This is a genomic window from Jatrophihabitans sp. YIM 134969, from assembly GCF_054456675.1.
The window spans coordinates 1-11,334 of the sequence record NZ_JBTJEQ010000016.1 but is presented as its reverse complement, the minus strand read 5'-3'; the positions used below and the strand labels follow the sequence as shown (position 1 = coordinate 11,334).

The 11,334-nt window shown below is 74.0% G+C and carries 11 protein-coding genes and 1 pseudogene; 8 read left to right on the top strand and 4 right to left on the bottom strand.

Features of this window, described 5'->3' with window-relative positions; genetic code table 11:
- Positions 1-22 precede the first annotated feature (22 nt).
- The 3 genes from ACXR2U_RS10380 to ACXR2U_RS10370 all read left to right on the top strand — a co-directional run bounded on the left by ACXR2U_RS10380 (position 23) and on the right by ACXR2U_RS10370 (position 3,316).
- Positions 23-700, top strand: coding sequence for an AzlC family ABC transporter permease (locus ACXR2U_RS10380; protein ID WP_458824944.1), 678 nt, complete (start codon positions 23-25; stop codon positions 698-700).
- Positions 697-1,011 (top strand): AzlD domain-containing protein, encoded by a 315-nt coding sequence (locus ACXR2U_RS10375; RefSeq protein ID WP_458824943.1) that lies wholly within the window; start codon positions 697-699, stop codon positions 1,009-1,011. The genes ACXR2U_RS10380 and ACXR2U_RS10375 overlap by 4 nt, the downstream gene beginning before the upstream one ends.
- A 109-nt stretch (positions 1,012-1,120) precedes the next feature.
- A complete protein-coding gene (locus ACXR2U_RS10370; RefSeq protein WP_458824942.1) occupies positions 1,121-3,316 on the top strand; it encodes a hypothetical protein in 2,196 nt (731 codons plus the stop codon).
- 5 nt (positions 3,317-3,321) lie between these two features.
- Here the strand turns inward: ACXR2U_RS10370 and ACXR2U_RS10365 are convergent, their stop codons facing one another.
- Positions 3,322-4,728, bottom strand: a complete 1,407-nt coding sequence (locus ACXR2U_RS10365) for a PhoX family protein (protein ID WP_458824941.1) — start codon at positions 4,726-4,728, stop codon at positions 3,322-3,324.
- 143 nt (positions 4,729-4,871) lie between these two features.
- Positions 4,872-5,360, bottom strand: a complete 489-nt coding sequence (locus ACXR2U_RS10360) for an Lrp/AsnC family transcriptional regulator (protein WP_458824940.1) — start codon at positions 5,358-5,360, stop codon at positions 4,872-4,874.
- A gap of 90 nt (positions 5,361-5,450) precedes the next feature.
- On the opposite strand from ACXR2U_RS10360, the gene ACXR2U_RS10355 reads away from it, so the two are divergent.
- The 3 genes from ACXR2U_RS10355 to ACXR2U_RS10345 are packed head-to-tail and all read left to right on the top strand — an operon-like array spanning position 5,451 to position 8,873.
- Positions 5,451-6,569, top strand: a complete 1,119-nt coding sequence (locus tag ACXR2U_RS10355; protein ID WP_458824939.1) for a thiamine pyrophosphate-dependent enzyme — start codon at positions 5,451-5,453, stop codon at positions 6,567-6,569.
- 44 nt (positions 6,570-6,613) lie between these two features.
- On the top strand, positions 6,614-7,594 hold the full coding sequence (locus ACXR2U_RS10350; RefSeq protein ID WP_458825013.1) for an alpha-ketoacid dehydrogenase subunit beta: 981 nt from the start codon (positions 6,614-6,616) through the stop codon (positions 7,592-7,594).
- Entirely contained in the window at positions 7,587-8,873 is a 1,287-nt protein-coding gene (locus ACXR2U_RS10345; RefSeq protein ID WP_458824938.1) for a dihydrolipoamide acetyltransferase family protein, read from the top strand. Before ACXR2U_RS10350 ends, ACXR2U_RS10345 begins: the two co-directional genes overlap by 8 nt.
- A 4-nt stretch (positions 8,874-8,877) precedes the next feature.
- Here the strand turns inward: ACXR2U_RS10345 and ACXR2U_RS10340 are convergent, their stop codons facing one another.
- A complete protein-coding gene (locus ACXR2U_RS10340; protein WP_458824937.1) occupies positions 8,878-9,666 on the bottom strand; it encodes a helix-turn-helix domain-containing protein in 789 nt (262 codons plus the stop codon).
- A gap of 117 nt (positions 9,667-9,783) precedes the next feature.
- Between ACXR2U_RS10340 and ACXR2U_RS10335 the strand changes: the two genes are divergently transcribed.
- Complete coding sequence (locus ACXR2U_RS10335) at positions 9,784-10,137, top strand: nuclear transport factor 2 family protein (RefSeq protein WP_458824936.1); 354 nt, start codon at positions 9,784-9,786, stop codon at positions 10,135-10,137.
- 10 nt (positions 10,138-10,147) lie between these two features.
- Here ACXR2U_RS10335 and ACXR2U_RS10330 read toward each other — a convergent pair whose 3' ends face one another.
- Positions 10,148-11,035 (bottom strand): alpha/beta fold hydrolase, encoded by an 888-nt coding sequence (locus ACXR2U_RS10330; RefSeq protein WP_458824935.1) that lies wholly within the window; start codon positions 11,033-11,035, stop codon positions 10,148-10,150.
- Between the two features lie 19 nt (positions 11,036-11,054).
- Here ACXR2U_RS10330 and ACXR2U_RS10325 point away from each other — a divergent pair.
- Positions 11,055-11,334: pseudogene (locus ACXR2U_RS10325) on the top strand (hypothetical protein); the annotation flags it as partial.

Genomic DNA, 11,334 nt, shown 5'->3' with positions numbered 1-11,334 from the left:
CGACGCGGCCTATGGTGCGCGGGTGGACCGGGACGAGGCGTCGCGCCAGGCGACCCGGCAGGGGTTGTCGGTCGGCGTCGCGACCGGGCTCTACGGCGTCAGCCTCGGTGCGCTCGCGGTCGCCAACGGCCTGACGGTCTGGCAGGCGTGCCTCACGTCGCTGCTGCTGTTCAGCGGCGGCTCGCAGTTCGCGCTGGTCGGCGTGCTCGGCGCGGGCGGCAGCGCCGGAGCGGCGATCGCGGCCTCCACCCTGCTGGGTGTGCGCAACGCCCTGTACGGCCTGCAGCTCTCACCGCTGCTGCGGTTGCGGACCAGGAACAAGCCGCTCGCCGCCCACCTCACGATCGACGAGTCGACGGCGGTCGCGGTGGCGCAGCCCGACACCGCATCGCGGCGCCGTGGTTTCTGGGTCACCGGTGTCACGGTGTTCGTCGCGTGGAACCTCATGACGCTGGTCGGCGCCCTGGCGGGTGACGCCCTGGGCGATCCCCGCCGCTACGGCCTCGACGCCGCAGCGGCCGCCGCCTTCCTCGCCCTGCTGTGGCCCCGCCTGCGCCGGCGGGAACCGGTCGCGGTGGCGGTCGTCGCGGGCGGGGTGGCCGCGGCGCTGGTACCGGTGGTCCCGCCGGGCCTCCCGGTCGTCGCGGCCGCGGGCGTCGCCGTGCTCGCCGGGTTGCGTCCACGTCGGAGCGCCCCGTGACGGCGGCGTGGATCGCGGTGCTCGCGGCGAGCGCCGCGGCGTACGCCCTGAAGCTGCTGGGTCATCTCGTCCCGGCCCGGTGGCTCGACCACCCCGTGGCCGTCCGGGTGACCACCCTGCTCCCGGTCGCCCTGCTCGCCGCCCTGGTCGTCGTGCAGACCGTCGCCACCGGCGACCACCTGACCGTTGACGCCCGGGTCGTCGGCATCGGAGCAGCCGTGGTCGCCCTCGTGCTGCGCGCCCCGTTCATCGTCGTCGTGGTCGTCGCCGCCGTGGCCGCGGCCCTCACCCGTGTGGCCGGTTGGGGCTGACGCCTACCGCCGTGAAAGTTCCGCGGCGAGTTGTTGTGCCGGGACCCGCCGGGCGAGCACGATACGACCGGCCGCGTCGGGTGGCCGCGGGACGACGGGGGTTCGTTCGATGCCATCACGCCACACCGGCCTGCTCGTCGCCGCCGTCGTCGCGGCCGGGCTCGCTGCCGTCACGCCACCGGCCGCCGCGGCGCCGGGTCCGGCGGCCGCGTCCCCGTGGACGCTCGTCACGCCGACCGTGCCGACGGCACCGAACGGCGACGTCGAGGCCGTGGGGTGTGCACCCGACGGCACCGTCTGCACCGAGGTCGGCAGCTACCACGACCCGTCCGGGCGGCAGCGGGCGTTGATCGCGCAGCGCAGGGGCTCGACCTGGCGGCCGATCACCGTCACGACGCCCGACGGCGCGGTGACCATCGAGCTGGCCGGCGTCTCGTGCGCGACGGCGACCGCGTGCACCGCGGTCGGTCGCTGGAGCCCGACCGGCGCGGGCGGCGGGTTCGACCCCGCCGACGACCGGCCGCTCGCCTACGTCTGGAACGGCTCGACCTGGCGGCGGTCCGACCTGGCCCTGCCGTCCGGACGCGCGACCGGCCGGCTCTCGGCGGTCTCCTGCGCGACGGCGACCTCGTGCCTCGCGGTCGGCGACACCGAGGCGTCCGACGGCAGCCGGGCCTCGCTGGCCTACGCGTACGGCGCCGCGGGGTGGCGGTCGGTGCCGGTGCCGGTCGTCACGCCGTCGGACCACACCTACGAGGGCCTGGAGGCGGTCAGTTGCGCCGCCGCGACCACCTGCGTCGCGACGGGTCAGGGCGCCGACGCCGCCGGGCTGATCCTGGGGTGGGACGGCACGAACTGGAAGCGGCAGCACGCACCGGCGGTGCCGGAGTCCGCAGGCATCAGCGAGCTGTCCGGCGTCGCGTGCCCGACGACCACGACCTGCACCGCCGTCGGCTACTACTACGACCTCGACAGCGGGAAGGACGTTCCGCGGGCGTTGCGGTCGAGCGGTGCGGCGTGGACCGCGGACACGCCGCCGGGCGTACGCGCCCTCGGCGAGGTCTCGTGCCCCACCACCGCCAGCTGCACGGCCACGACCACCCGCACCTCCGGAGGCGTGCCCGTCCCGGCCGTCGCCCGGCGCAACGCCGCCGGCACCTGGTCGGTGACGACGCTGCCCGAGCCCACGCCGGTGGCGGACTACGGCGCCCTCACCGGGATCTCGTGCACCGGCGCGAAGGCCTGCACGGCGGTCGGCAACGGCGGCGGCGTGCCGTTCGTCGAACGGTTCACCGGCACCTGGACGGTCGAGCCCACGGTCGCGCCCGCCGGCGTGTTCGGCTCGAGACTGGGCGCGGTCTCCTGTTCCGCAGCGTCGGCCTGCACGGCCGTCGGCACCTTCCGCACAGCCGGTGCCACCCGGGCCCTGGTCGAGCGGTGGGACGGGACGACCTGGACCCGTCAACCCGTCCCGGCACGCAACACCGCCCCGCTCACCGATCTGCTCGACGTCGCGTGCCCGAGCGCGTCGACGTGCTGGGCGGTCGGCGCCGACGGCGACGACCCCGACGGCGTGAGCGGGGTCCGACCCCTCCTGTTGCGGTGGGAAGGCGGCACGTGGACCACGGTCCCGGCACCCGGTCCCGCGGTCGAGGGGCAGCTGACGTCGGTGTCCTGCACCTCCGTGACCTCGTGCGTGGCGGTCGGGTGGCGCTTCGGCACGGGCGGCTCGCTGTCGTACGTGCTGCGGGGGACGACCTGGACGGCGGAGCCGGTCCCGACACCGGCCGGCGTGGTCGGGCTCAGCCTGACCGGGGTGTCGTGCGTCGCGACCACGTGTCACGCGGTGGGGAACGGCCCGCAGGACGGCGGCGGGATCGCCCACGTCGACCTGGTCTGGAACGGCACGACCTGGAAGTCCGGGCCGGCGGTGCCCGGTGTCGACGCGGTCAGCTGCGCGACCACGACCCGGTGCACCGCGGTGGGCAGGGCCGACCCGGGAGCGCAGGCGGTCGTCGTCGCCAGCTTGCGCGGCGGGGTCTGGCGACGGGAGTCGGTCCCCACGCCGGGCGGCACCGCGTTCCTGGCCGGCGTCTCCTGCGTCGCCGCCACCTGCACGGCGGTCGGGACGGCCGACAAGGCACTCGTCGCCCGCTCAGTGACGCCCGGGACGTGGACGCTCGAAGCGGCCGTCACCCCGTCCGGTGCCGGCGGGTTGAGCGACGTCGCGTGCACGGACGCCACCTCGTGCGTCGCGGTCGGGACGTTCGGCGGTCGTGGCGTCCTGGAGGTCCGCGCGGGCTGAGCCGCTCAGCCGGCCCAGGGACCCGTGACCACGCAGGTGATGCCGGGGTACTGCACGTTGACGAACAGGTAGCGGCCGTCGGGGGTGAACACCGGGCCGGCCGCCTCGCTCGCACCGATCGGGCCGGGCCGGGGGAAGTCCTCGGGATCCCAGAAGTGCAGGTCCAGCGAGGGGACGATCCGCGCCAGGTTGGCGATCCCGCCGGTGGGGGTGAGGGTGCGGATCCAGTTGTCGCCGCCCGCCTCGTCCTCGCCGTCGCCGTCCTCGGCCATGAACAACCGGCCGTGCGGGTCGACGGTCACCGAGTCGGGCTGGTTGAGCGTCCGCGGGTTCGGCGACTCGAACAGCAACCGCAGCCGGCCGGTGTCGGTCCCGGTGGGCTCGAACCGCCAGATCTGGCCGTTCTCGGAATCGCCCGCCTCACTCGCGACGAACGTGACGCAGCCGCGGGACCAGGCGGAACCCTCGAGGCCGAGGAACCTCGCGCCACCCTTGGCGCGTCCCTGCACGTAGACCGCGCCCGGGTTGCTCTCGGCGTCGCTGGGGTCCGGCTCGTCGATCGTCACCCAGTGCACCGGGAGCACCTCGCCGACCCGCTGGCCGGTCGCGGTGTCGTACTCGGGGTCGCCGGTGACCGCGAGCATCTGCAGCACACCGCCGCGGGCGAGCTGCCCCGGGCGGGTCGGCAGGAAGCGGTAGAAACCGTCGCCGGGATCGCCGTTGTCCTCGGTCATGTAGACGATCCCGGTCGCGGGGTCCACCGGGGCGGTCTCGTGCTCGAAACGTCCCATGGCCTTGAGCGGCACCGGGTTCACCAGTCCGGTCGACAGGTACGGGACCTCGAACACGTACCCGTGCGGCTTCTCGTAACCGGCGTCCACGCCGTCGGTGGTCTCCTCGCAGGTGAGCCACGAACCCCATGGCGTGACCGCACCGCTGCAGTTGTCCAGGGTGCCGTTGAGGACGAGGAAACTCTCGATCAGCCGGCCCTGCTTGACGTCGTAGAGCGACGACGTGCACCCGGCGGGCGCGGCCCGGTCGTAGGCCTTCTGTCCGGCGAGGGACTTCTGGGTGACACCCGGGATGTCGAGGTCGAGTTCGTGGTTGCGGATCAACCGGTAGCGGTTCGCCCCGGCGGCGAACAACCCCTGGCCGTCGTGGCAGCCCGGGGTGGGGCGGCCGTCGGACATGGTCGAACCCGACGCACCGAACGAGCGGTAGGAGAACCCGCGCGGGAGGTCCAGCTCGGGACCGGCGGGTACCAACGGGCCCCAGCCGTCCACCGCGGGCGACCCGAACGGTGCCGGTGCCGACGGCGCCGCCTCGGCCGTCCCGGCGAAGGCGCCCGACAGTCCCGCCCCCATGAGGCCGAGACCCGACACCGCGAGCATCTCCCGACGACTGACCACCATTGAGCTGTCCTCCCTCGTGACCGACGGCGAGAACGGTCGCACCGGGCGCGGCCCCGTGGGATGAACGCGATGGGAACAGTGCGCGACGAGCCGGGACGACCGGGGACGACAGGGGACGACCCGGGACGACGCCGTCGGCCCGCTCAGCCGGCGTGGATCTCGTCGAGGATCAGCACCGTGTTCGTCGAGAGGACGTCGGGCATCGTCTGCAGCCGGTTCAGCACCAGGTCGCGCAGGTGGGCGGCGTCGACCGTGCGGACCAGCAGCACCAGGTCGTCCTGACCGCTGACCAGGGCGGCGTGCCACACCTCGGGGATCTCGGCGACCCGGCGCCGCACGTCCTTCCACGAGTGCTGGCTGATCGAGACGTGGACGTAGGCCGACAGCCCGAACCCGTACCGCTCGGGGTCGACCTCGGCGCGGTACCCCGTGACCACGCCCGCCTCGTGCAGGCGCTCCACCCGGGCGTAGAGGCCGGCCCGCGAGACGTGCAACCGCTCGGCGAGCGCCCGCATGGAGGCCCGGCCGTCGTGCCGCAGGGCCTCGACGATCCGGCGGTCGGTGTCGTCGAGCTCGGCGGGCCCGGCCGTTCGTCCACGGACGTCCGGCCGGGGCGGGTCGGTGGAGGCCACGTGGCGAGGCTAGCGCGGTTCGCGCGACCACTCGTCCAGGACATCCGGCGAGATCCACTCCGGACGTCCAGACGGGGACACACTGAGCCCGTGACCACCACGCAGCCGTTGCACCCCGTCACCGCGGCCCAGCACCTGCTGCCCGGCGACGAGCCGTTCGCCTTCGTCGCGGCCGACGGCACCGAGGCCCACCCCGAGGTCGGTGGACCGGGCGACGGCATCCGGCGCCCCGACGACGCGACGCTGCTCGACCTGCACCGGCGGATGGTGGTCGGGCGCCGGCTGGACACCCAGTGCACCGCCCTCACCAAGCAGGGGCGGCTCGCGGTCTACCCGAGCTCGGCCGGCCAGGAGGCGTGCGAGATCGGCGTGACCGCCGCCCTGCGCGACCAGGACTGGCTGTTCCCGACCTACCGCGACACCGTCGCCGTGCTCGACCGCGGCGTCCCGGTGGCGGACGCGCTCGAACTGCTCCGCGGCAGCTGGCACTGCGGCTACGACCCGTACGCGCACCGCGTCGCGCCCCAGTGCACGCCGCTCGCCACCAACACCCTGCACGCCGTCGGGCTCGCGCACGCGGCGCGGCTGCGCGGCGAGGACACCGTCGCGGTCGTGTTCGTTGGTGACGGCGCCACCAGCGAGGGCGACACCCACGAGGCGTTCAACGTCGCGGCGGTGTGGAAGGCGCCGGTCGTGTTCGTGGTCGTCAACAACGGGTTCGCGATCAGCGTGCCGCTCGCCAAGCAGACCGCCGCCCCGTCGCTCGCCGCCAAGGGCATCGGCTACGGCATGCCGGGGCGCCGGGTCGACGGCAACGACGTCGCGGCGGTCCACGCCAGCGTCCGCGCCGCGATCGAGTCCGCCGTCGCCGGTGAGGGTCCGACCCTGATCGAGGCCATGACCTACCGCATGCAGGCCCACACCAACGCCGACGACGCCACGCGGTACCGCACGGAGGCCGACGTCGAGGCGTGGCGCGACCGTGACCCGGTGCAACGTTCCACCGCGTACCTCACCGCCCGCGGCGTGCTCACCGAGACCGTTGCAGCCGACATCAGTGCCGAGGCCGAGGCCCGCGCCGCGGAACTGCGCGACGTCATGAACGCCGATCCCGTGCTCGACCCGGCACTGCTGTTCGAGCACGTGTTGTCCGAGCCCACGCCGGCGTTGCACGCCCAGGCCGCCGATGTCGCGGAGTTCGTCGCGTGACGGCGGTTCTCCAGCCCACGGTCGACCGGTCGGCGCCGGTGACCATGGCCCAGGCGCTGAACCTGGCCCTGGCCGACGCCCTGGCCGAGGACCCGACCGTGCTGGTCTACGGCGAGGACGTGGGCACGCTCGGCGGAGTCTTCCGCGTCACCGACGGCCTGACCGCACGGTTCGGCGAGGAACGGGTCTTCGACGCCCCGCTCGCGGAATCGGCGATCGTCGGCACCGCGATCGGGATGGCGATGAACGGCATGCGACCCGTGGTGGAGATGCAGTTCGACGCGTTCGCCTACCCGGCCTTCGAGCAGATCACCTCGCACCTGGCCAAGCTCCACAACCGCACCCGCGGCGCGATCGAACTCCCCGTCGTCATCCGGATCCCCTACGGCGGCGGCATCGGTGGGGTCGAGCACCACAGCGACTCGTCCGAGGTCTACTACACGCACACCGCGGGGCTGCGGGTCGTCACGCCCTCGACCCCCGCCGAGGCGTACGGCCTGCTGCGCGCGGCCATCGCCTCCCCCGACCCCGTGATCTTCCTCGAGCCCAAGCGCCGCTACTGGGCCAAGGCGCCGCTCGGCACCGAGCCGGTCCCGCTCGACCGCGCCCGGGTCGTCCGGCCCGGCACCGACGCTGTGCTGCTCGGCTACGGCGCGATGGTCGACGTGTGCCTCGACGCCGCGCAGGCGGCCGCCGACGAACTCGGCCGCGACGTCGGCGTGGTCGACCTGCGCACGCTCGCACCGTTCGACGACGCCACGGTGGTCCCGATCGTCCGGGCCACCGGCCGGGCCGTCGTCGTCCACGAGGCCTCGGGCTTCGGCGGCTACGGCGCCGAGGTCGCGGCGCGACTGTCCGAGCAGTGCTTCCACCACCTGCAGGCGCCCGTGCTGCGCGTGACCGGACACGACATCCCGTACCCGCCGCCGATGCTCGAGGAGCACCACCTGCCCGACACCGGTCGGGTCCTCGACGCGATCTCCCGGCTGCAGTGGGACGACACCCCCGGCGCGTTCGGTGCCTGACTTCCGGCTGCCCGACCTCGGCGAAGGCCTCACCGAGGCGATGGTCGTCTCGTGGCTGGTCGCGGTCGGCGACGAGGTCACCGTCGACCAACCCGTGGCCGAGGTCGAGACGGCCAAGGCCGCGGTCGAGGTGCCGGTGCCCTTCGCGGGTGTCGTCACCGCCCTGCACGCCGAGCCCGGCGGCACCGTAGCCGTCGGCACCCCGCTCATCAGCGTCGCCGCCGACCCCGCCGATTCCGCTGACAGCCCGGCCCCGACCGCCGCCGACGCCGACTCGTCGGAGTACTCGGGAAACGTCCTCATCGGCTACGGCACGCGCGAACCGACCCACCGCCGCCGGCGGGTCTCGGCGACCACTGCCCCCGCGTCGAGCGGCGCACCGACCGCTCGAGCGGCGCAGCTGGACGCGCCACTCGACACCCCCGCGCGCCACCCGGTCACCGTACGGCCGGTCATCTCCCCACTCGTACGCAAACTGGCCCGCGACCGCGGCGTCGACCTCGCGACCGTCCACGGCTCCGGCCCCGACGGCATGGTCCTGCGCCGCGACCTCGAGCAACAGCCGAATCCTGTGTCTTCTCGCGTCACCAGGCCGCACGAAGACACAGGATCGGGTGGAACGCGGGTGCCGTTCACGCCGCTGCACCGCACGATGGCGGACGCCCTGTCGCGGTCGCGGCGTGAGATCCCCGAGGCCACGGTGTGGGTCGACGTCGACGCCACCGCCTTCCTCGCAGCGCGCCGCGAACTCGGGCTGCCGGTCGTGGCGCTGCTGGCCCGCTTCGTCGTGCTCGGCCTGCGGAAGTTCCCGGAACTCAACGCCCGCGTCGAGCCCGACGCGGTGGTGCTGCACGAGAGCGTCGACGTCGGGTTCGCCGCCCAGACCCCGCGGGGGCTGGTCGTGCCGGTCGTGCACGGGGCCCAGGCCATGACGACGGCCGAACTCGCCGCCGCGCTCGGCGAGCTCACCACCAGCGCCCGCGACGGCCGACTGACCCCGGCGCAGCTGACCGGGGGCACCGTCACCGTCAACAACTACGGCGTGTTCGGAGTCGACGGCTCGGCAGCGATCATCAACCACCCGCAGGTGGCGATCGTCGGCATGGGTCGCATCATCGACCGGCCGTGGGTCGTCGACGGCGAGCTCGCGGTCCGCAAGGTCACCGAGCTGACGTTGGCCTTCGACCACCGGGCCTGCGACGGCGGCACCGCCGGCGGGTTCCTGCGGTACGTCGCCGACTGCATCGAGTCACCGGTCCGCGCCCTCGCCGACCTCTGACCGCTCAGAACCCCTTCGCGGAACGCAGGATCGTCGCCGTCGCGTCGTCAGCGGGGTAGAACGACTCGACCACCAGTTCCTCGACCGTGACGTCCCCCGCGGTCGCCACGGTGGCGGCGACGGTGAACATCGACAGCTCGACCTCGCCGACCCGGAGCACCATCGGCAGCACGACGTCGAGCGGCGTGGCCCGGCTGTCGTCCGCACCCGGGTAGCCGATCAGTTCGGAGTGCAACGATCGTAACTGGTCGTCACCGGTCGTCTCCATGCGCTGGCGCAACTGGGTGAGTAGGTGCGCCCGCCACCGGCCGAGGTTGACGATGCGTGGGGCGAGGCCGTCGGGGTGCAGCGTGAGCCGTAGGACGTTGACCGGCGGTTCGAGCAACTGTGGAGAAACCCCCTGCAGCAGCGGGGTGATCGCCGCGTTGGCGTCGACCATCTCCCACCACCGGTTGAGCACGAGCGCGGGGTACGGCAGGTGCGCGTCCAGCACCCGCCGGAGCGCGTCCGACACCCGGGCCAACGCAGGGGCGTCGAGGGCCCGCTGCGGGTAGGCCGGCGCGTAACCCCCGGCGAGCAGGACCTCGTTCCGTTCCCGCAGCGGGACCTCCAGGTGTTCGGTGAGGCGCAGGATCATCTCCGACGACGGCCGCGCCCTCCCGTTCTCGACGTAGCTGAGGTGCCGGGTCGAGACGTCGACCCGCAGCGCGAGTTCGAGTTGGCTCAGACGCCGGCGCTCCCGCCACCCGCGCAGGAGTTCGCCCACCGGACGTTCGGGCGCGGTCGTGGTCACGCCTCGAACGCTAGTGACCGGGCCGCGGTCCGACCATGACCTGCGAGGTCATCGACGACCCGCCTGCCGCGCCCCAGGATTCCTCCGTCACCGACCGGACGACGAGAGGAACCACCGATGTCCACCATCGCCACCACCTACCTCGACGCGTGGAACGAGACCGACGCCGCAGCACGACGCGCACGGCTCGACGACGTGTTCGCCGCCGACGTCACGTACGTCGACCCGACCGCCGAGGTCCACGGCCGCGACGAACTCGACGCGACCATCGGGGCCGTCCAACGGATGTTCCCGGGCTTCGTGTTCACGCCGCTGGGCGCGACCGACGCCCACCACCGGCAGGCCCGGTTCCGCTGGGGGCTCGGGCCGGTCGACTCCGCGCCCGTGGTGGAGGGCGCAGACGTCGTCCTCACCGACGACGACGGGCGCATCACGACCGTCCTCGGCTTCCTGGACGTCGTGCCCGGCTGAGCTGCGGGCCTCAGTCCTCGACCAGCGCGGCGACCGTCGCGGCGGCGCCGCGTTCGGACAACGTGATGCCGTAGTGGTCGACGTCGCCGACCTCCCGGACCTGCAGGTTCGGGTGGTCGGCGACGAACGCCGCGACCACCGGAGGCGGGTAGAGCCCGGGCGGTTCGGCGAGCAGGCCCCGCGGGGCGCGCAGGAACCGGACCGACTGCTCGATCCGCGCCCACGCCGCCGGTGCGGGACCGTCCTCGCCGAGCTCGGCGGAGTCCTGCGCGACCGCGTCCCGGACGACCCGGCTGCGACCGTCGTGGTAGTCGTAGTCGACGTAGCGCTCGACGTCCTCGTTCCACAGCGGTCCGAGAGCAGGGTGGGAGCGGAACAGGTCCCGGTACGCCTCCCCCGACTCGAAGGTCGTCGACAACCGGGCGGCCGCCGGGCCGAGCGCCGCCGCGAGGGCCTCCTCCGCACTCACCCCTGCCGGTCGCGGCAGCGGTACCCCACCGTCGACCACCACGACCCGGCCGACCCGGTCGGGGTGCCGGGCCGCGAACTCCACCGCCACGAACCCGCCCATCGAGTGGCCGACGACGTCGACGCGTTCGAGGCTGCGGTGGTCGAGCACGCTCGCGAGGTCGTCGGCGTGCGTCGCCACGCCCCACGGGCCGGGCAGGTCGGCGCTGTGGCCCCGCCCGCGCAGGTCGGGGGCGAGCAACACGGTGCCGCTGTGCGCGGTCAGTTCCCGCGCCAGCGGCCACCACGCCGTGTGGTTCGCGGTGATGCCGTGGGCGGCCACCACCACCCGGGTCGGCACGGCGCCGCGTGTGACGTCGGTGCTCGCCCACGCCCCGACCCGCAGTCCGCCGCCACGCACCGGGATGTCGAACGTGTCGTACTCGGTCACGTGCGAGACGCTACGTCCCGTGGACCCGGGGCCGGCCGATGCCTGGAGCCAGGGGGCGTACGCCGTGCGTCTCGAGTGGGGTCCGACCGGCGGGGCGGTCGTCGCCACCGGCGCCGACACGGTCGTGGTCGTCGACGTCCTGTCGTTCACCACCACCGTGAGCGTCGCGGTGGGCCTCGGGGTCGAGGTCCTGCCGTCCCGTTGGGGTGACGACCAGGCGGCCCGCTTCGCGGCCGCCCACGCCGCCGCGTTCGGGGCCGGCCGCTCGCGGGCCTGCGCCGGCGCCGGCGCCCGCGCCG

Excerpts from the sequence above, each read along its gene's own strand:
- ACXR2U_RS10370 (WP_458824942.1), top strand. The coding sequence starts at position 1,121 with ATGCCATCACGCCACACCGGCCTGCTCGTCGCCGCCGTCGTCGCGGCC.
- ACXR2U_RS10365 (WP_458824941.1), bottom strand. The coding sequence starts at position 4,728 with ATGGTGGTCAGTCGTCGGGAGATGCTCGCGGTGTCGGGTCTCGGCCTC.
- ACXR2U_RS10350 (WP_458825013.1), top strand. The coding sequence starts at position 6,614 with ATGGCCCAGGCGCTGAACCTGGCCCTGGCCGACGCCCTGGCCGAGGAC.
- ACXR2U_RS10335 (WP_458824936.1), top strand. The coding sequence starts at position 9,784 with ATGTCCACCATCGCCACCACCTACCTCGACGCGTGGAACGAGACCGAC.